At 59.8% G+C, this 19,174-nt stretch carries 16 protein-coding genes, 3 tRNA genes and 1 riboswitch; of the genes, 16 read left to right on the forward strand and 3 right to left on the reverse strand.

All coding sequences use genetic code 11. The annotated features are described in order from the left end of the window. Position 1: 1 nt before the first annotated feature. Positions 2-856, reverse strand: coding sequence for a thioredoxin (gene trxA / locus JYJ39_RS06500; RefSeq protein WP_205203035.1), 855 nt, complete (start codon positions 854-856; stop codon positions 2-4). A 137-nt stretch (positions 857-993) separates the two neighbouring features. On the opposite strand from trxA, the gene JYJ39_RS06505 reads away from it, so the two are divergent. The 6 genes from JYJ39_RS06505 to JYJ39_RS06530 all read left to right on the forward strand — a co-directional run bounded on the left by JYJ39_RS06505 (position 994) and on the right by JYJ39_RS06530 (position 6,208). After that, on the forward strand, positions 994-2,634 hold the full coding sequence (locus JYJ39_RS06505) for a CTP synthase (RefSeq protein ID WP_205203037.1): 1,641 nt from the start codon (positions 994-996) through the stop codon (positions 2,632-2,634). Further along, positions 2,631-3,470: a 3-deoxy-8-phosphooctulonate synthase gene (gene kdsA, locus JYJ39_RS06510; RefSeq protein ID WP_205203039.1), complete on the forward strand. Its 840-nt coding sequence runs from the start codon at positions 2,631-2,633 to the stop codon at positions 3,468-3,470. The genes JYJ39_RS06505 and kdsA overlap by 4 nt, the downstream gene beginning before the upstream one ends. Positions 3,471-3,516: 46 nt before the next feature. Beyond that, the gene (gene eno / locus JYJ39_RS06515) at positions 3,517-4,800 is read left to right on the forward strand and encodes a phosphopyruvate hydratase (RefSeq protein WP_205203041.1); all 1,284 of its coding nucleotides are present in this window, start codon (positions 3,517-3,519) and stop codon (positions 4,798-4,800) included. Between the two features lie 9 nt (positions 4,801-4,809). Continuing rightward, positions 4,810-5,106: a cell division protein FtsB gene (gene ftsB / locus JYJ39_RS06520; RefSeq protein WP_205203043.1), complete on the forward strand. Its 297-nt coding sequence runs from the start codon at positions 4,810-4,812 to the stop codon at positions 5,104-5,106. 143 nt (positions 5,107-5,249) lie between these two features. Continuing rightward, a complete protein-coding gene (locus tag JYJ39_RS06525; RefSeq protein WP_205203044.1) occupies positions 5,250-5,720 on the forward strand; it encodes a peroxiredoxin in 471 nt (156 codons plus the stop codon). Then, the gene (locus JYJ39_RS06530; protein ID WP_205203046.1) at positions 5,717-6,208 is read left to right on the forward strand and encodes an FKBP-type peptidyl-prolyl cis-trans isomerase; all 492 of its coding nucleotides are present in this window, start codon (positions 5,717-5,719) and stop codon (positions 6,206-6,208) included. The genes JYJ39_RS06525 and JYJ39_RS06530 overlap by 4 nt, the downstream gene beginning before the upstream one ends. 24 nt (positions 6,209-6,232) lie before the next feature. Here JYJ39_RS06530 and mutS read toward each other — a convergent pair whose 3' ends face one another. After that, entirely contained in the window at positions 6,233-8,827 is a 2,595-nt protein-coding gene (gene mutS, locus JYJ39_RS06535; protein WP_240189566.1) for a DNA mismatch repair protein MutS, read from the reverse strand. A gap of 228 nt (positions 8,828-9,055) precedes the next feature. On the opposite strand from mutS, the gene JYJ39_RS14020 reads away from it, so the two are divergent. From JYJ39_RS14020 to JYJ39_RS06580, 10 genes are all read left to right on the forward strand, one after another. Then, positions 9,056-9,856 carry a hypothetical protein gene (locus JYJ39_RS14020; protein WP_240189567.1) on the forward strand — a complete coding sequence of 267 codons (801 nt, stop codon included), beginning with the start codon at positions 9,056-9,058 and terminating at the stop codon, positions 9,854-9,856. Continuing rightward, on the forward strand, positions 9,828-12,197 hold the full coding sequence (locus tag JYJ39_RS06540) for a DUF3427 domain-containing protein (RefSeq protein WP_240189568.1): 2,370 nt from the start codon (positions 9,828-9,830) through the stop codon (positions 12,195-12,197). Before JYJ39_RS14020 ends, JYJ39_RS06540 begins: the two co-directional genes overlap by 29 nt. 248 nt (positions 12,198-12,445) lie before the next feature. Beyond that, complete coding sequence (gene nadC / locus JYJ39_RS06545; protein WP_205203048.1) at positions 12,446-13,309, forward strand: carboxylating nicotinate-nucleotide diphosphorylase; 864 nt, start codon at positions 12,446-12,448, stop codon at positions 13,307-13,309. A gap of 49 nt (positions 13,310-13,358) precedes the next feature. After that, positions 13,359-13,805, forward strand: coding sequence for a bacteriohemerythrin (locus JYJ39_RS06550; protein ID WP_240189569.1), 447 nt, complete (start codon positions 13,359-13,361; stop codon positions 13,803-13,805). 78 nt (positions 13,806-13,883) lie between these two features. Next, positions 13,884-13,960, forward strand: a tRNA-Arg gene (locus JYJ39_RS06555). Between the two features lie 22 nt (positions 13,961-13,982). Continuing rightward, positions 13,983-14,059, forward strand: a tRNA-Arg gene (locus tag JYJ39_RS06560). A gap of 137 nt (positions 14,060-14,196) precedes the next feature. Next, positions 14,197-16,125 carry an ATP-dependent DNA helicase gene (locus tag JYJ39_RS06565; RefSeq protein ID WP_240189570.1) on the forward strand — a complete coding sequence of 643 codons (1,929 nt, stop codon included), beginning with the start codon at positions 14,197-14,199 and terminating at the stop codon, positions 16,123-16,125. Positions 16,126-16,133: 8 nt separating this feature from the next. Further along, positions 16,134-17,282: a hypothetical protein gene (locus tag JYJ39_RS06570; protein WP_205203050.1), complete on the forward strand. Its 1,149-nt coding sequence runs from the start codon at positions 16,134-16,136 to the stop codon at positions 17,280-17,282. A 33-nt stretch (positions 17,283-17,315) separates the two neighbouring features. Further along, the gene (gene ylqF, locus JYJ39_RS06575; RefSeq protein ID WP_205203051.1) at positions 17,316-18,266 is read left to right on the forward strand and encodes a ribosome biogenesis GTPase YlqF; all 951 of its coding nucleotides are present in this window, start codon (positions 17,316-17,318) and stop codon (positions 18,264-18,266) included. A 74-nt stretch (positions 18,267-18,340) separates the two neighbouring features. Further along, positions 18,341-18,416: transfer RNA gene (locus JYJ39_RS06580), tRNA-Asn, on the forward strand. A 22-nt stretch (positions 18,417-18,438) separates the two neighbouring features. On the opposite strand, the gene JYJ39_RS06585 is transcribed toward JYJ39_RS06580, so the two are convergent. Continuing rightward, a complete protein-coding gene (locus JYJ39_RS06585) occupies positions 18,439-18,837 on the reverse strand; it encodes a hypothetical protein (protein WP_205203052.1) in 399 nt (132 codons plus the stop codon). A gap of 55 nt (positions 18,838-18,892) precedes the next feature. Next, a riboswitch (cobalamin riboswitch) is annotated at positions 18,893-19,100 on the forward strand. Positions 19,101-19,174 lie beyond the last annotated feature (74 nt).

Consider the following 19,174-nt stretch of genomic DNA (forward strand, 5'->3'; position numbering starts at 1 on the left):
ATCAGTTGAGGGTTGCCGACAGCTTGCGGCGGAATTCGCGCACCAGATCGTCGTGCTGACCACCGGCTAGGGCAGTGAAAAAGTCGAGCAGGGTTTGCCGGCCCGCGCCTTCGCCAAAAAAGCGGTCGCGTCGGACCACTTCCAGCGCCGCTTCCAGTGCTTCACGGAAGCGCTGGTGGGCGGCATAGGCCTTGGCCAGTTCGAGACGGCAGGCATGATCGTCCGGGTGGGCGGCCAGCCGGGCTTCCAGTGGCGCCGGATCGGCCGCTCCCTGGGCCAGGGCCAGGCGGGCGCGCAGGGTCTGCGCGCGCTCGGCCTCTTCCTTGAATTCGCCGCTCAGCAGCTGGGCGGCTTCATCGCTGCGTCCGAGTTGCAGCAGGACATCGATGGCGTCGAGTTGTACGGCCTGGTCGGCAGGGTTCGCCTGGCTGGCTTCCACCAGCTTGGCCAGCGCCGCTTCGAGCTGACCGTCAGCGACCAAGGCGGCCGCCTGTTCGCGCAGGCCGGCTTCCGCCTGGCCGGGCAGGGCGATGCGGTCGAGGAAGGCACGCAACTGGCCTTCCGGCAGGGCGCCGGTGAATTCGTCAACCAGCTGCCCCTGGTACACCACCTTGACCGTGGGAATGCTGCGCACGCCGAAATGTGCGGCCAGTTCCTGGTTCTCGTCGGAATTCACCTTGGCCAGCAGAAAGCGGCCCCGGTATTCAGCCGCCAGTTTTTCCAGCAACGGCTTCAGTGTCTGGCACGGGCCGCACCAGGGCGCCCAGAAATCGACCACCACCGGTGTCTGCAGGGAGGCTTGCAGGACCTGAGCTTCAAAATCGGCAAGGGAAACGTCGAAAGAGAATTGGGACATGGGATGCTTGGAATGGTTGGGGGAAGGCCCATTTTAGTGTGAAACATCCGCCAAAGGGGATGCGCGTTTTCATGTTTCAGGTTTCACCTTTCACGCCCTTTCGGCTATCATTCGGCTTTCCCGCAGCCTGTCTTTCCATGACCAAATACGTTTTTGTTACGGGTGGTGTCGTGTCCTCCTTGGGCAAAGGCATCGCCGCCGCGTCGCTGGGGGCCATTCTGGAATCCCGCGGCATCAAAGTCACCCATCTCAAGCTCGATCCCTATATCAACGTCGATCCGGGCACGATGAGCCCCTTCCAGCATGGCGAAGTCTTCGTCACGGAAGACGGCGCCGAGACCGATCTCGATCTTGGTCACTACGAGCGCTTCACCAGCGCCCGCATGAGCAAGCGCAACAACTTCACTACCGGTCAGGTCTATGACTCGGTATTGAAGAAGGAACGGCGCGGCGAGTACCTCGGCAAGACGGTGCAGGTCATCCCGCACATCACCGATGAAATCAAGGGCAAGGTCAAGGCTGGCGCCGAAGGGGCCGACGTGGCCATCGTCGAAGTCGGCGGTACCGTCGGTGACATCGAGTCGCTGCCGTTTCTGGAAGCCATTCGCCAGATGGGTATTGAAGAAGGTCGCAACAACACCTGCTTCATTCATCTGACGCTGCTCCCCTATATTCCGACCGCCGGTGAGCTGAAAACCAAGCCGACCCAGCATTCGGTCAAGGAGCTGCGCGAAATCGGCATTCAGCCGGACATCTTGCTCTGCCGTGCCGATCGCCCGGTGCCGGCGGAAGAACGGCGCAAGATCGCGCTGTTCTGCAATGTCATGCCGGAAGCCGTGATCGAATGTCTGGATGCCGACTCGATCTACAAGATTCCCGGCGCCCTGCACGAGCAGATGCTGGACGAAATCGTCTGCCACAAACTGGGCATTCTCGCCAAGGCGGCGGATCTGACCGTCTGGGAGAAACTGATCGATGCCATGGAGCATCCGCTGCATACGGTGCGCGTGGCCTTCGTCGGCAAATACGTCGATCTGACCGAGTCGTACAAATCGCTGATCGAGGCGATCAAGCATGCCGGCATCCACACCCGCAGCAAGATCGACATCGAGTACATCGATTCGGAAGACATCGAAAAACACGGCACCGGCGTACTCGATGCCATGGATGCCATTCTGGTCCCGGGCGGCTTTGGCCGGCGCGGCACGGAAGGCAAGATTGCCGCCATCCGCTATGCGCGCGAGATGCGTAAGCCGTTCCTCGGCATCTGTCTGGGGATGCAAATGGCCGTGGTGGAATTTGCCCGTCATGTGGCCGGTTTGAAGGATGCGCATTCGACGGAATTCGTCACCGATACCCCTTATCCGGTGATTGGCCTGATTACCGAATGGCACGATGCGTCGGGGCAAATCGAGAAACGCGATGAGGATTCCGATCTCGGCGGCACCATGCGCCTCGGTGGCCAGTTGTGTCAGTTGAAGGAAGGCAGTCTGGCCCGTCAGATTTATGGCGCAGCGGAAATCACTGAACGCCACCGGCATCGCTATGAAGTGAACAACACCTTGCTGGGGCAGCTGGAAGAAAAGGGCCTGATCGTTTCCGGGCGTGCTCCGGGGACCGATCTGTGCGAAATGATCGAGTTGCCAGCGGTGGTGCATCCCTGGTTCGTCGCCTGCCAGTTCCACCCCGAATTCACCTCCAATCCGCGCACCGGTCATCCGCTGTTCACCTCCTATGTACAAGCAGCGCTCAAGGCGCAGCAGGAGAAACAGGCATGAAACTGTGCGGTTTTGAAGCCGGTCTCGACCAGCCTTTTTTCCTGATCGCCGGGCCGTGTACCGCCGAATCCGAACAGCTGTGCGTCGATATCGCCGGGCAGATGCAGGAGATCTGTAGCCGCCTGGGAATTCCCTATATCTTCAAGGCGTCCTACGACAAGGCTAACCGCAGTTCCGGGCAATCGGTGCGCGGGCCGGGGATTGAGGGGGGTCTGCGCATCCTGGAGACGGTACGCGCCAGGATTGGTGTGCCGGTGCTGACTGATGTCCATGACGCGGCCGATGTGGCACAGGTGGCCAGCGTGGTTGACGTCCTGCAGACCCCGGCCTTTCTCTGCCGCCAGACCGATTTCATCCATGCCGTCGCCTCCTGCGGCAAACCGGTGAACATCAAGAAAGGCCAGTTTCTAGCGCCAGGCGACATGAAGCATGTCGTCGCCAAGGCCCGGGAGGTCAACGGCGGTGCCGACAACCTCATGGTCTGCGAGCGCGGCGCTTCCTTCGGTTACAACAATCTAGTTTCCGACATGCGTAGCCTGGCGATCATGCGCGAGACCGGCTGTCCGGTCGTGTTCGATGCCACTCACAGCGTACAGCTGCCCGGCGGGCAGGGCACGGTGTCGGGCGGGCAGCGCGAATTCGTCCCGGTGCTGGCACGGGCGGCGGTGGCAGTCGGGATTTCCGGCTTGTTCATGGAAACCCATCCCTGCCCGGAAAAAGCCTTTTCGGATGGCCCCAATTCCTGGCCACTGGCGCGTATGGAAAACCTGTTGCAGACACTGGTGGCGCTCGATCGTGCCGTCAAGGCAGCAGGTTTTGCAGAATCCGACCTATAAATCACTTTAATAAAACCTTTCAACCTTTTGATAACAAGGAAGAAATATGAGTTCCATCGTTGATGTCATCGCCCGCGAAATTCTCGATTCCCGCGGCAATCCCACGGTCGAGGCCGATGTGCTGCTGGAATCCGGCGTCATGGGCCGTGCCGCTGTGCCTTCGGGTGCGTCCACCGGCTCGCGTGAAGCGATCGAACTGCGCGACGGCGACAAGAGCCGCTATCTCGGCAAGGGCGTCATGCAGGCCGTTGAGAACATCAACACCGAGATTTCCGAAGCCATCATCGGTCTCGATGCACAGGAACAAGCCTTTATCGACCAGACCATGATCGAGCTGGATGGCACTGACAACAAGTCGCGCCTCGGTGCCAACGCCATCCTCGCGGTGTCGATGGCGGTTGCCAAGGCGGCGGCGGAAGAATCCGGCCTGCCGCTCTACCGTTACTTCGGCGGCATGGCACCGATGCAGATGCCGGTGCCGATGATGAACATCATCAATGGCGGCGCCCACGCCAACAACAGCCTCGACATCCAGGAATTCATGGTGATGCCGGTCGGCGCCAACACCTTCCGCGAAGCCATGCGCTGCGGTGCCGAAATCTTCCATGCGCTGAAGAAGCTGCTGGACAAGAAGGGTCATTCGACTGCCGTCGGTGACGAAGGCGGCTTCGCCCCCAACCTGGGCAGCCACGCCGAAGCGCTGGAAGTCATCATGCAGGCGATCGAGGAAGCCGGTTACGTGCCCGGTCAGGACGTCCTCCTGGCCCTGGATTGCGCCGCTTCCGAGTTCTACAAGGACGGCAAGTACCATCTGTCCGGCGAAGGCCTGCAGCTCACCTCCGAGCAATTCACCGACTATCTCGCTAACCTGGCCGACCAGTTCCCCATCGTTTCGATCGAAGACGGCATGGCTGAAGGCGATTGGGACGGCTGGAAGCTGCTGACCGACCGCCTCGGCAAGAAGGTGCAGATCGTTGGCGATGACCTCTTCGTCACCAACACCCGCATCCTCAAGGAAGGCATCCAGAAGGGCATCGGCAACTCGATCCTGATCAAGATCAACCAGATCGGCACCCTGTCGGAAACCTTCGCCGCCATCGAAATGGCCAAGCGTGCCGGCTACACCGCCGTGATTTCGCATCGCTCCGGTGAAACCGAAGACAGCACCATCGCCGACATCGCCGTCGGCCTCAATGCCGGCCAGATCAAGACGGGTTCCCTGAGCCGCTCGGACCGCATCGCCAAGTACAACCAGCTGCTGCGCATCGAGGAAGATCTGGGTGACACCGCGTCCTACCCGGGCCGCGAGACCTTTTACAACCTGCGTTAAGACACTTCCATGCGCTGGCTGACCGCCGGCCTGCTGGCTTTGCTCGTCCTTCTCCAGTACCCGCTGTGGCTGGGGAAGGGCGGCTGGCTGAAAATCTGGGAATACGGGCGGCAGCTGGAAGCACAGAAGGAAGAAACACGGCAGCTGGAAATCCGCAATGCCGGCCTCGACGCGGAAGTGCGTGACCTCAAGCAGGGTTACGAAGCCATTGAGGAGCGGGCCCGCTTCGAGCTCGGCATGGTCAAGCCGGATGAAGTTTTCGTGCAGATTCCCGATCGCCCGCAGCGCTCCGAAAAGCAGCCATGAGTGCAGCGCCTGTCCGCCCTAATCCCTTGTCATGAGCGGCTTGGCGGAAATTTCTGGTAATCGGTTTCGTTGCTAGCCACACCCCATTTGCTCCGCTAGAATCGTCCCAAAAACGCCCCTGCAAGGTGTACAAGGAGAACGATATGCGGCTCGAAATCGGCGACCCGGCCCCCCAGTTTGCTTTACCCGATGCTGATCTGGAAACGGTCAGACTCAGCGATTACGCCGGCAAGCGTGTGGTGCTGATTTTCTACCCCAAGGATTGCACGCCGTGCTGTACCAAGCAGGTCACTGATTTCTCCGATCATGATGCCGACTTTGCTCGCCTGGGTGCGGTGGTACTCGGCATCAATCGCGACGACAGCCAGAAACACCAGCTGTTCCGCGAGAAAGAGGGCATCGGTATGCCCCTGCTTTCCGATAGCGATGGCACGGTCTGCGAAAAATATGGCGTCTGGCAGGCAAAAGAGGTCGATGGACAGGAAAAATACGGTATCGTCCGCTCCACTTTCATCATCGATCGCCAGGGCGTCATCCGCCAGGCGCTCTACAACGTCAACTACAAAGGCCACGCGGCCGAAGTGTTGAAACTCATCAAGGAACTCGACACATGAGCCAACTGGTTGCCAAGAACCACATCGTCACCCTCGATTACCACGTTACCGACCCGGATGGTGAGGTGGTCGATGAAGGGCGCGAAGCCCTGGTCTATCTGCACGGCGGTTACGACGACATTTTCCCAAAGATCGAAGAAGCGCTGCACGGCAAGAGCATTGGCGAATCAGTCCAGGTCAAGTTGCAGCCCGATGAAGCCTTCGGTGAATACGATGCCGAAATGGTGCAGATCGAGCCGCGTGCCGATTTCCCCAAAGAATTGCAGGTTGGCATGCAGTTCGAGGGGGGGCCGGAAGAGGGTGATGACGACGATTTCATCATCTACCGAGTCACCGACATCGCCAACGACAAGGTAGTGCTCGACGGTAACCATCCCCTGGCCGGCATGGCGCTGGTGTTTACCTGCACCGTTACGGCCATCCGCCCGGCCAGCGCCGAAGAAATCGAGCAAGGCCACGCCCAGAGCGAAGAGGACGACGAGGACTGAGCGGCCGCTTGCAAGCTGGCCCGGCTAGGCCGCCGCCAGCTTGGTTTTCAATGCATATAACGCTTCCAGCGCCGCGCGCGGCGTCAGCGTGTCCGGATCAAGGGCGGCGAGCTCTTTCAGAACAGGGTGGGGCGCGCGCTCTTCCGGTGCGCTGTCGATGGTACTGAGCGGCGCCGCAAAAAGATCCGGCTGGTGCGGGTCGAATACGGCACGCTGCTCGAATTCCCGCAGCTGTTTGCGGGCTGCGCGCACCACGCTGGCCGGAATGCCGGCCAGTGCGGCAACCTGGATACCGTAGCTCTGGTTGGCCGGACCTTCTTCCACTGCGTGCATGAAGACGATACGGTCGTTGTGCTCGACAGCCCCTAAATGCACGTTCGCCAGCTCCGGATACTCGTGGGCGAGCCGGGTCAGTTCGAAATAGTGCGTGGCAAACAGCGTCAGGCTGCGGTTTTTTTCGATCAACTGACGCAGGATGGCGAAAGCCAGCGCCATGCCGTCGAAGGTGGAGGTGCCGCGGCCGATTTCATCCATCAGCACCAGGCTCTGAGGCGTGGCGTGATGCAGGATGGTGGCGGCTTCGGTCATTTCGACCATGAAGGTGGAGCGGCCCGAGGCGAGATCGTCGGAAGCGCCGATGCGGGTGAAGATGCGGTCGAGCGGGCCGAGCACGCACTGCGTTGCCGGCACGAAACTGCCGATGTGGGCGAGCAGGGCAATCAGCGCCACCTGGCGCATGTAGGTCGATTTACCGCCCATATTGGGGCCGGTGATGAGCAGCAGCCTGCGTAGTTCCTGCAATTGGCAATCGTTGGCGATGAAGCTTTCGGCCTGGTGAGCCAGTTCGTTTTCCACGACCGGATGGCGCCCGCCTTCGATGTGCACGCAGATTTCCTCGCTGAATTGCGGCTGGCACCAGTTGCGCTGGCGTGCCGTTTCGGCAAACCCGGCCAGCAGATCCAGCCCGGCGACGGCCCGGGCGATAGTCAGGAAATCCGGTACGGCAGGCAGCAGGGCATCGAGAATGCCCTCGTACAGCATCTTTTCCCGGGCCAGGGCGCGTTCCTGGGCGGACAGCGCCTTGTCCTCGAACGCTTTCAGCTCCGGCGTGATGTAGCGCTCGGCGTTTTTCAGCGTCTGGCGCCGCCGGTAATCGTCCGGCACCTTGTCGGTATTGGCGTGCGTCACTTCGATATAGAAGCCGTGCACCCGGTTGAATTCGACCTTGAGGCTGGCGATGCCGGTGCGCTCACGCTCGCGCATTTCCAGGTCGATGAGGAAGGTGCCGCAATTGTCATTGATGGCGCGCAGCTCATCCAGTTCGGGGTCGAAGCCGGCGGCAATGACCCCGCCGTCGCGCACCTGCGCCCCCGGTTCGCTGGCGATGGCCCGGCTGAGCAGATCGAGTGCGTTGTCGGGCGTGGTCAGTGCCGTGGTGTACTGCGCCAGCAACGGCGCCACCGTGCCGGCAAGCGGCGCCCGCAATTCCGGCAGCCGCAGGAGCGATTCGCGCAGGCTCGACAAGTCGCGCGGGCGGGCGTTCCTGAGCGCGATGCGCCCGGCGATACGTTCCAGATCCGCCATGCCACGCAAGGCCTTGCGTACCGCAGCGGCCAGTTCGCCATAATTGTCCAGTAGCGCCGCCACCGCCGCATGGCGAGCGGCCGGCAGGGTGCGGTCGCGTAGCGGATGATGCAGGGTGTGCCGCAACAGGCGCGTCCCCATGCCGGTGATGCAGTTGTCGAGCAGCGAAAACAAGGTGGGAGAGGGTTGTCCGCGCAGGGTTTCGGTGAGCTCCAGATTGCGGCGGGTCGCCAGGTCCAGGCCAAGATAAGCCGCCTCCATTTCCACCGTCAGGCCACGTAAATGCGGCAGCTTGCCCGATTGTGTCGCCTGCGCGTACTGCAGCAGTGCCCCCGCCGCGCCGATGGCGGGTTTCAGGCCTTCTGCCCCGAACCCCGCGAGCGAGGCAACCGCGAACTGCTCACAGAGCAGGCGGCGCGCTGAATCGATATCGAAATGCCAGTCTGCCTGCCGCGTGCACGCCGCAGCCGTGGCCGCTCCGGGAGTCCAGCTCTCCGGGTGCAGGATTTCCGCCGGCCGGATGCGCTCCAGCGTGGCAGGAATCTGCTCCACCGGCACTTCGAGCAGGATGAATTCCCCATTCGCCAGATTGAGCCGCGCCATCCCCGCCGTAGTACGCTGCACGACCAGCGCCAGTAGCCAGACATCCTGGCGGTCGTCGATCAAGGCCGCATCGGTCAGCGTACCCGGCGTCACGATGCGTGACACAGCCCGCTCCACCGGCCCCTTGCTGGTCGCCGGATCGCCGATCTGCTCGCAGATCACCGCCGACTCGCCCATCTTCACCAGCCGCGCCAGATAGGGCTCCAACGAATGAAACGGCACCCCGGCCATCTTCACCGGCACCCCCGCCGACTGGCCGCGCGTGGTCAGCGTGATATCCAGCAAACGCGCCGCTTTCTCGGCGTCCTCCATGAACAACTCATAAAAATCGCCCATACGGTAGAACAGCAGCGTGTCCGGATGATTGGCCTTGAGGGCAAGGTACTGCTGCATCATCGGGGTGTGTTTGGCGCTGTCGGCAGATTTGCTCATGGAATGGTGGCAAAAGGCGGGAAAGGGGCGGATTTTAGCAGGGGAGGGGGGAGGCGTCCGCTGCTGGCCTTTTGTGCATGATGTTGCATGGAAACTTGGGGGCATCATTTGATGCACAAGCACTGCTGCCCAAACGAATGCGTGCTCCAGGGTTTGATCAGATCAACAAGGCGGCGAGTAGGACAGTAGAATGCCAAGGGTGAAATATTCTGAATTGTTGGAGTACGTATGGCGTTGCCAGATGGTTTGTACGATCAACTGCTTACAGAGGAGTTGTGGCAATCATTGTTTGCAACGACCAATGCAGACACCCGGTTGCTCAACCTGCTGCGCGAAGATGAAGCGCCGAGTTATTTGGCGGATGCTCTGGTGGCTCAGCTCAAGGCCATTCTTGAAGATTTACGCGAAGACGGCAAAGAGAAGCTTTTGTCGCAGCTTGATCTGGTGAATTCGCTACTCGTGAATTTGCGCCAGCGTTTGAATCCGCAAACCAGCGCTGCCGAGGTTGATATGCTGGTCAAGCCGCCACAGGTTCTGCGAGCTATTTACCGGCAGTCTGCGTACCCAGTTGCACCGGAAACTGGTTTGTCATTACCCTGGTTATTCACGGCAGGGAAAGGCTCCCCCTCCCTGCTGACTGAATTGCGCCGGGAACTGGCGGCCTGTGATCAGGTGGATATCCTGGTCAGTTTCATTACGCATTCTGGCGTGCGTAAATTGCTTGATATTCTGCAAACGGTCACAGCGATTGGCGCAGATGGTTTACCACGGACTAGGTTGCGGGTGTTGACGACCACTTACACCGGAGCCACCGAAATTGTTGCGCTGGATGAGTTGGCCCGACTGCCCGGGTGTGAAATCCGTATTTCTCTAGATGGTCGTCGCACCCGATTGCATGCTAAAGCCTGGCTTTTCCGGCGCCGGACCGGATTTGGTTCGGCTTATGTGGGGAGTGCGAATTTGTCGGGTGCTGCTCTGATGGGGGGGGCTGGAGTGGACGGTGAAATTCACCGAACGTGGCCAGAATGAGTTATTCGAGCGGGCCTGTGCGCATTTTGAAACGCTATGGGAAGACCCTGAATTTCAGCGCTATGACCCGGCTAATCCTCTCCATCGTCAGGCGCTTGGCGAGGCACTCAAGCGCGAATCGGGTGAAGACATTATTGCTCGCCCAACTTATTTTGATCTTGAGCCCAAGGCGTACCAGCAGGAGATGCTCGATCAACTCGAAATAGAGCGCGAGCATGAGCGGTGGCGCAACTTGGTCGTCGCTGCGACGGGAACGGGCAAGACGGTGGTGGCTGCCTTTGATTATCGACGCATCTGTCTGCTGCACGGTGGGCAGCCGCGGCTACTGTTTGTCGCACACCGCGAAGAAATACTGAAGCAGGCTTTGCGTACCTATCGCGAGGTGTTGCGCGACCACGCCTTCGGTGAATTATTGATTGGTGGTGTTCAGCCGGAGCGTTTCGATCACCTGTTTGCCACCATCGATAGCGTCAGCAGCCGTGATCTTCTGGGCCGTTGCGGAGCCGATTACTGGCATGTGGTGGTGGTAGATGAATGCCACCGTTTGGCAGCAGATCGTTTTGATGCCTTCGTGACAACAGTCACCCCGCGCATTTTGCTGGGTCTAACGGCGACACCGGAACGTAGCGACGGTAAACCAATTTTGGGCTACTTCCAGAATCGACTGGATGGTTCACCGGCAGTTGAATTACGTCTTTGGCACGCCCTTGAGCAACAACTGCTGGCACCGTTCGAGTACTACGCTTGCGACGATGACACTGATTTTTCCGAAGTGCCGTGGCAACAATCAGGTGAGGTCGCAGCAATTGATCAGCTGGTGACCGGTAATGAGGTTCGTGCTCGTCTGGTGCTCAATGAATGGCACAGGTTGGCAGGTGATCCACGAAAAGGGAGAGCGCTGCTCTTTTGTGTCTCGGTGGCTCATGCTCGATTCATGACGGAAAAATTGAATCAGGCTGGAATAAAGTCCCTATGCGTGGTAGGTGAAACGCCACAAGATGAACGGCGACGGGCACCTGAAAAGCTGGCACGAGGTGAGGTTGCTGCACTGGTGACCTGTGATCTTTACAACGAAGGTGTGGACCTGCCTTTGGTCGATACGTTGCTGCTCTTGCGTCCAACGCAAAGCCCGGTGCTATTTCAACAGCAGATTGGTCGTGGTCTGCGTTTGGCCAAGGGCAAGGAGAGCTGCTTAATCCTTGATTTTGTTGGGCGCCATCGCGAAGAGTTCCGCTTTGATCGCCTGTTATCCACGCTGACTGGCCTATCGCGCACTCAGTTGGTCGAGTCGGTCGAAAAAGGATTTGGCAGTTTGCCGCCGGGATGCCATATCCAACTGCAGCGCCAAACACGCGAACAAATACTGCGCAGCTTGCGCAAGCTGGTGCAGCAAAACTGGCGGCGTCTGCGTACGGAGTTACAGGCTTTTGCTGCCTTAAGAGGGCGCAACGATATTCGACTGGCTGATTTTCTGCACGAACAGGGAATAGAACTGGAGGACCTCTACCGTAATAGCGGTCGATCCGGTTGGGCCAACCTGAAACGTGATGCCGGCTTGCTGACGATGCCAGCAGGGGATGAAGACGATTATTTCGGCCGTCGCTTTGGTGAGTTACTTCATGTGGACGATCCTGTGCGTATTGACGAACTATTCAAAATCGCTGAACCGACGGCAACTTATCGGCCCCAAGATGAACATGCGAAGTGTGTATGTCAAATGTTGGCCTATCAGGTTGATGCACAGCAAAACCAATTGGGTACTGGTGAGGCTTTTCGCGAACGATTGAGGGCGCATCCTGCGCATCTGGCTGAGCTAGCGGAACTTGGCGAGGTGCTGCAAGCTAGAAGTGTTCTGCGCCAGCGGTCCATACCAGGACTGGAGGATGTACCGCTCTGCTTGCATGGCGCCTACGGTATCCGCGAAATCCTGACAGCCGTGGGCTGGTTGACTCCTACACGACGCGCTCCTTTTCAGGCAGGAGTGCTGGCCCTGCATGAGCGTAGGGTCGAGCTGCTGTTCGTTACGCTAGATAAGAGCGCTGGTTATCACGCACAAATTGCCTATCACGACTATGCCATCAGCCCTGAGCTATTCCACTGGCAATCGCAAAACTCGGCTGGCCCGAACACTGCTGCGGGACGCCGCTATCTGGAAAGCCCCGGTAACGGCTGGGTTTTTCAGCTTTTTGTGCGCCTGGCAAAAGGTGCACCTTACCGCACGTGCGGTCCGGTCACATTGGAATGTGCCGAAGGCCAGAAGCCAATGAATATTCATTGGCGCTTGTCAGTACCTTTGCCTAGTAGATTGTTCCGTGAATTCAGTATCTTGCGCGGAGATTAGCAACGCGGTTGTGCAGAAGGCTTTTTGAATCAGGATCGTATTCCTGGACCTGGTGCAAGAGACTGTCGGGCAACGGTAATCCTCATTTCATCGTCGTCAAAACGGCACACATGCCTCAAGTCTGTGTGGGCGCGGGCGCCGCAAAGTGTTGCCACCAGCCCGATACAGGCTGTTTCTACCGTACTCCCGGTATTCTCTTTTCGCTCGCCCCCCTTACAATGTGATCCGTTTGTTAATGGATGAGCGTCATGTCTGTTGAATTCGATTACCCCCTTGCAGAAGAAATTGCCCGTAACGTCGATGCTGCGTTGGCTGAGGATGTGGGTGCGGGGGACCTTACTGCGGCGCTGGTGCCCGCGGCGCGGGCGGCACGGGCGACGGTGGTGGCGCGTGAGGCAGGGGTGCTGTGCGGGCGTGACTGGTTTGATGCCTGCGTGTTACGCCTGGATCCTGCGGCGCAGGTGCAGTGGTCGGCGGCCGAAGGTGAGCGCATCGAGGCTGGGCAGGTGTTGTGCACGCTGGCAGGCGATGCGCGTGCATTGTTGACGGCTGAACGCAGTGCGCTCAATTTCCTGCAGTTATTGTCGGCCGTGGCGAGCAAGACCCGCATCTACGCTGATGCCATCGCCGGAACGCGCGCGCAGGTGGTCGATACCCGGAAGACCTTGCCCGGCTTGCGCATTGCGCAGAAATACGCGGTGCGCGCTGGCGGCGGCGGTAATCACCGCCTGGCGTTGTGGGACGCCATCCTGATCAAGGAAAACCATATTCATGCCGCCGGTGGTATTCCCCAGGCCGTTGCTGCCGCGCGTGCGATTGCGGCACAGGCCGCCGGGCGGTGCAAGTTCATCCAGGTGGAAGTGGAAGATCTGTCCGAACTGGAGCAGGCCCTGGATGCCGGGGTGAACATGATCCTGCTCGACAATTTTTCATTGGAAAACCTGCGGGCTGCGGTGCGGGTGAACGCCGGACGCGCCGTGCTCGAAGCTTCCGGCAATGTGACGCTGGAAACGCTGCGCGCCATCGCGGAAACCGGCGTTGACCGGATTTCGATCGGGGCGCTCACCAAGGACGTGAAAGCGCTGGATCTGTCATTGCGCTTTGTCGCTTGAAATACGCTGAATTCACTATTGGATCGTAACAACCAGGGGAGACATATACGTGACGCAACATTTGATTGACTGGAATTCTGCCTACAGCATCGGTCTCGATGAAATCGACGACCAGCACAAGGTGCTGTTCGACATCATCAATGGCATGTGGGCGAGTGTGATCAACCGCGAAAAGGGGGCGCCGCTGCTGGATGCGCTGGATGAGCTGGAGCGCTACACGGTGACACATTTCACGGCCGAAGAAGCCTTCATGCGCAGCCATGGCTACAGCAATTTCGAGGCACACAAGAAACAGCACGACCAGTTCATTTCACGCGTACGCAGCGAACGCCAGTCAATCGAGGCGGGGGGACCGGTCTCCCTGGACATGATCAACTTCCTCAAGGACTGGTTGATCAACCATATTCTGGTGCAGGACAAGGCCTATGCGGCTGAATTCAAGAACAAGAAGCTGGGTGTGCTGGGGGGATTCTTTTCGCGTTTGCTGCGCATTTGACCGGGGCGAAAGGGTGGGAGGCAGGCGAAAAAGCTTGCAATCCACCTTTGCCTCCGTATAATGCGCGGCTCTGACAGCGCGCCCGTAGCTCAGTTGGATAGAGTACTTGGCTACGAACCAAGGGGTCGGGCGTTCGAATCGCTCCGGGCGCGCCAATCAGAAACAGTGTTGCACAGCGCGCCCGTAGCTCAGTTGGATAGAGTACTTGGCTACGAACCAAGGGGTCGGGCGTTCGAATCGCTCCGGGCGCGCCAGTTGCACAACCAATAATTCAGTGGCCGTAATCGATCAAGGCACCCCTGCGGTGCTTTTTTTATGCCCGCCACGGGGGCAGCCCCCGCCTGTAGTAAGATGCCCCCGCGCATTCAGGCGCTTTTCCCGTATTCCCGCCTTGACCAGTCTCCAGGAAATCTTCTCGCCCGATGGGCCGTTTGCGCGGGCCATTGAAGGTTATCGCGTCCGCTCGCAGCAGGTGGAGATGGCCGAACGCATTGCCGCAGCAATCAAGAGCAACAGCGTGTTCATCGCCGAGGCCGGAACGGGGACGGGCAAGACCTTTGCCTATCTGGTGCCGGCTCTGCGCTCCAACGGCAAGGTGATTGTTTCCACCGGCACCAAGACCCTGCAGGATCAGCTGTACAACAAGGATCTGCCCATGGTGCGCGACATTTTGCGCGCACCGGCGCAGATCGCCCTGCTCAAGGGGCGGGCCAATTACGTCTGCCACTATCACCTGCAAAATGCGTTGGGTGAGGGGCGCTTCCTCAGCCGGGAAGATGCGGCTGACGCGCGGCGCATCGCTGCCTTTGCGCGCACGACACACAGTGGTGACAAGGCAGAGTGCCTGGAAGTCAATGAAAACTCGCCGGTCTGGCAGCAGGTGACGTCGACCCGCGATAACTGTCTGGGCCAGGATTGCCCGAATTACAAGGAATGCTTCGTCATGCAGGCGCGCAAGGCGGCCATGGCGGCGGATCTGGTGGTGGTCAATCATCACCTGTTCTTTGCTGACGTGATGCTGCGTGACGAAGGTATGGCGGAATTGCTGCCCGCCTGCAATACGGTGATTTTCGACGAAGCGCACCAGTTGCCGGAAGTGGCGAGCCTGTTTTTTGGCGACAGCATTTCGACCGCGCAGGTGCTGGACCTGGTGCGCGATGCGCGCAACGAAGCGCTGACGCATGCGCGTGATTGCCTGGATCTGCCGCCGGCCGGCAAGGCGGCGGAAAAGGCGGCGCGTGACCTGCGTCTTGCCGTGGGCGTTGATGCCGGCCGCTTTTCTGCCGCGCAGTTGCATGAGAAACCGGAATTCGACGCGGCGCTGACGACGCTGATTGAAAGCCTGGAGCGTTTTGCCGCCATTCTGGAAACCCAGGCCGAACGTGCCGAAGGCCTGGAAAAGTGCTGGCAGCGTGCGGGCGAATTGCTGGATCACCTGCGCCGCTGGCAGCAGCCGGAAGAAGCCGGTTATGTCTATTGGGGCGAGGCGTTCACCCAGTCGTTGCAACTGAATGCAACTCCGCTCGACGTGGCGGGGATTTTCCGCAAGCAGATGGGAGGGCATCCGCGCGCTTGGATTTTTACCTCGGCGACGCTGGCGGTACAGGGGCGCTTCCATCACTATTGCAGCGAAATGGGCCTGGGAGAACCGGAGTCCGCCTGCTGGCAGAGCCCCTTTGATTACGGCAAGCAGGCCGTGCTGTACGCGCCGTTGGGAATGCCCGAGCCAAACGACTGGCGATTTACCGAAGCCGTGGTCGAAGCCGCCTGGCCCGCCGTGCAGGCGGCGCGCGGCGGCACCTTTTTTCTGTGCACCAGCCTGCGCGCCATGCGCCGCACGCGCGAACTGCTGCAGGAAAAGATCGAGGCGGCCGGCCTGGATGTGCCGTTGCTGGTGCAGGGGGAGGGCAGCAAGAACGATCTATTGCAGCGCTTCCGCTTTCACGGTGCGGCCATTCTGGTCGGCAGCCAGAGTTTCTGGGAGGGAGTCGATGTGCGGGGCGAAGCACTGTCGCTGGTCGTCATCGACAAGATTCCCTTTGCGCCGCCGGATGATCCGGTGCTGTCAGCGCGTATCGATGAAATGAAGAAACAGGGGCGCAATGCCTTTATTGAATACCAGCTGCCGCGTGCCGTCATTAACGTCAAGCAGGGTGCCGGGCGTCTGATCCGCGATGAAAGCGACCGTGGTGTGCTGATGATTTGCGACCCACGCATGCTGACCAAACCGTACGGCCGCAAAGTTTGGCAAAGTCTGCCGCCGATGCAACGCACCAAGGAATTGCGTACGGTGCTCGAATTCTTCGCCGCGTCCCGTTGATTGCCGCCATGCCAACTACTTACGAACAACTTGCAGCTCGTCAGCCGCACTTCTTTTCCGCTGCCAGCATCACGCTTGAAGCGGACGTGCTGGCGGCCATGCGCGCCATCATTACTGCCTGCGAACAGGTTCTGGCGCTGCCCACCTGTCGTGCCGAAGCCCTGGATGCTGCACCGGAAATTGCCCGGCTGCCGCAAGCGGCGCAGGGGGTGTGCATGGGCTACGATTTCCATCTGAGCCCAACGGGGCCACGGCTGATTGAAATCAATACCAACGCCGGCGGCGCGCTGCTCAACGCCAGCCTGCTTGAGGGGCGCGGCGCAGCAACAGCCGCAGCGACCCTGCGTGCTGACATCTTCGCCATGTTCGCGGCAGAGTGGCGACGGGCGCGCGGTGAGGCTGCGCTGACCAGCATCGCGATTGTCGATGAGCAGCCAGAGACGCAATTCCTGGCGCCCGAATTCGAGCTGTTCCGCGAGCTGTTCATGGCGCACGGCATTGCCGCCGTGATCGCTGATCCGGGCGAACTGGCATGGTGTGATGGGCGTTTGTGGTGTGGCGCTACGGCAATCGACCTGGTCTACAACCGCCTGACCGATTTTTACCTCGACACCCCCGCCTGTGCCGCGTTGCGCGCCGCCTACCTGGCCGGACAAGTAGTGCTGACGCCCCATCCGCAGGTGCATGCCACGCATGCCGACAAACGTCGTCTGCTGTTGTTGTCCGATGCCGCGCGCCTGACTGCGCTGGGGGTAGGAGAGAGTGAGCAGGCCATTCTGCTCGCCGGCGTGCCGCGCACCATCGAGGTGGCGTCGGTTGCAGCGGATACCTTGTGGGCCGAGCGCAAGCGCTGGTTCTTCAAACCTGCGGCCGGTTTTGGCAGCCGGGCAGCCTACCGGGGCGACAAACTGACACGGCGGGTGTTCGAGGAAATCCTGCAAGGGCCGTACATCGCGCAGGAAATCGTGCCGCCTTCCGAGCATCCGGTCGAGGTGGATGGCGAGCGCCAGAGACTGAAGGCTGATTTCCGTTGCTACGTTTACGCCGGGCAAGTGCTGTGCGTGGCGGCGCGGCTTTATCAGGGACAGACCACGAATTTCCGCACACCTGGCGGTGGCTTTGCGCCAGTTTTTCTGAGCGAAGGACCGGCAACATGAAATTTCCCCCACTATGACTGGAGACTGACACAGATGAGCATTCAATGGTTTCCCGGTCACATGACCTCGGCGCGCAAGAAAGCGGCCGAAACGCTCGCCCACGCCGACGTCGTGGTGGAAGTGCTCGATGCGCGGCTACCGCAGGCGTCGAGCAATCCGATGATCCACGAGTTGCGCATCGCCCGCCAGCGGCCCTGCCTGAAACTGCTCAACAAGGCCGATATTGCCGACCCGCAGGCGACCAAAGCCTGGCTGGAGCATTTTTCGCGGCAACCCGGCGTGCAGGCGGTCGCCATTTCCTGCAAGAAGGCGAGCGATGTGGCCAAGGTGCCCGGGCTGGCGCAAAAGCTGGCGCCGCACCGCAACGACGCCGTCAAACCCCTGCGTCTCCTGATCATGGGGATTCCCAACGTCGGCAAATCGACGCTGATGAACGCCCTGGTCAAGAAAAAAGTGGCCGCCGTCGGCGACCAGCCGGCCGTTACCAAGAGCCTGCAACGCATCGACATCAGTTCGCGGCTGACCATTTACGACACACCGGGCATGCTCTGGCCAAAAATCGAGCACCCCGAAGACGGTCTGATGCTCGCTGCCAGCCACGCTGTCGGCGTCAATGCCTACATCGATACCGAAGTCGCCACCTGGCTTGCCGATTATCTGCTCGCCCACTATCCGGCGCTGCTGCAGGCCCGCTATGGTTTTGCCACCGACGGGCTGGACGGTGTGGCGGCGCTCGAAGCCATTGCCAGAAAACGCGGCTGTCTGCTCAAAGGGCAGGGCGGGGCGTTCGATCTGGAAAAAGCCAGCCTCATTCTCCTGAACGACTACCGCACCGCCACCCTCGGCCGCATCAGCCTGGAAACTCCCGAATTGCGCGCAGTGCGGGCTCAAAACTGGGCTGCCGAGCAACTGGCAAAAGCTGCTGCCGGCAATACCGCTGAAAGCTCCGAATCGCCGGATGGCAGCGGCGAAAGCGACGATTGAAAAAGTTTTTCTGTACTTTGGCGCAAAGCTGGTTATAATGCGCGCCGCTGTCGCAAGACGGCATTGGCAACGATTCCCCGATAGCTCAGTCGGTAGAGCGCCGGACTGTTAATCCGTAGGTCCCTGGTTCGAGCCCAGGTCGGGGAGCCAACCGAATACAGATTTGGGCACTTCAACAGAAGTGCCCTTTTTGGTTTCTGCAACAGACATTGCCAGTCAGTGCCTTGCGGAATAGTTTCACCTGACGCGGACCAATGGCCGGCATGTCGGCACGGCGTTTGTGCGAGGCGATTTCAGCCAGCACCTCCTGCCGTCGTGTCTGTAGTCGCCGGCTGTGTTGCTGCAGAAGCTCATCCAGCGGCAGAATGCCTTTCTCCACGGCCTCAAAGAGCCGTTCGCTGGTCTGCTGCAATTCGCTCAGTTCAGCCTGCAACGCCTTCACGCCCTGAGCATCCTTTTCCTGAGTGGCTTTGATCTGCTTTTGCAGCTGCGTCAGAATTTGCTTGACCCGTTCCGGCGTGAATGGCTTTTCTGCCAGAGCATTCAGTACGGCGGTATCCATCTTGTCCATCGACACCGCTGTGTTACAGCCTGCTTTTTCGCCATCGTGATGTGGATCACATGCTACAATCCCGCCGTTCTTGGGTATTAGCTATTGATTCCAATCCATAGCTGATTGAAACGGGAAGCCGGTGCACCACTTTGTGTGGTAATTCCGGCGCAGCCCCCGCTGCTGTAGGCCTGACGACTCTGCTTTTGCCACTGTGTTCGCATGGGAAGGCGCAGAGAAGGATGACGGTAAGCCAGAAGACCGACCCAGAAACAGGTAGTGCCAATCTCCGGGGTGACAGGAGCGGTTCTTGGATACGTGCGTACTTTTGTTACGTGGCGTCGCCCTATCCGTGTCT

The organism is Azonexus hydrophilus (assembly GCF_905120355.1).
In the GTDB taxonomy this organism is placed as follows: Bacteria; Pseudomonadota; Gammaproteobacteria; order Burkholderiales; family Rhodocyclaceae; genus Azonexus.

Bases quoted from the DNA above. Each gene is read 5' to 3' on its own strand.
- JYJ39_RS06505 (WP_205203037.1), top strand. From the start codon at position 994: ATGACCAAATACGTTTTTGTTACGGGTGGTGTCGTGTCCTCCTTGGGC.
- JYJ39_RS06585 (WP_205203052.1), bottom strand. From the start codon at position 18,837: ATGGACAAGATGGATACCGCCGTACTGAATGCTCTGGCAGAAAAGCCA.
- JYJ39_RS14020 (WP_240189567.1), top strand. From the start codon at position 9,056: ATGGCGTTGCCAGATGGTTTGTACGATCAACTGCTTACAGAGGAGTTG.
- nadC (WP_205203048.1), top strand. From the start codon at position 12,446: ATGTCTGTTGAATTCGATTACCCCCTTGCAGAAGAAATTGCCCGTAAC.
- eno (WP_205203041.1), top strand. From the start codon at position 3,517: ATGAGTTCCATCGTTGATGTCATCGCCCGCGAAATTCTCGATTCCCGC.
- JYJ39_RS06530 (WP_205203046.1), top strand. From the start codon at position 5,717: ATGAGCCAACTGGTTGCCAAGAACCACATCGTCACCCTCGATTACCAC.
- trxA (WP_205203035.1), bottom strand. From the start codon at position 856: ATGTCCCAATTCTCTTTCGACGTTTCCCTTGCCGATTTTGAAGCTCAG.
- ftsB (WP_205203043.1), top strand. From the start codon at position 4,810: ATGCGCTGGCTGACCGCCGGCCTGCTGGCTTTGCTCGTCCTTCTCCAG.
- kdsA (WP_205203039.1), top strand. From the start codon at position 2,631: ATGAAACTGTGCGGTTTTGAAGCCGGTCTCGACCAGCCTTTTTTCCTG.
- JYJ39_RS06525 (WP_205203044.1), top strand. From the start codon at position 5,250: ATGCGGCTCGAAATCGGCGACCCGGCCCCCCAGTTTGCTTTACCCGAT.
- mutS (WP_240189566.1), bottom strand. From the start codon at position 8,827: ATGAGCAAATCTGCCGACAGCGCCAAACACACCCCGATGATGCAGCAG.
- ylqF (WP_205203051.1), top strand. From the start codon at position 17,316: ATGAGCATTCAATGGTTTCCCGGTCACATGACCTCGGCGCGCAAGAAA.
- JYJ39_RS06570 (WP_205203050.1), top strand. From the start codon at position 16,134: ATGCCAACTACTTACGAACAACTTGCAGCTCGTCAGCCGCACTTCTTT.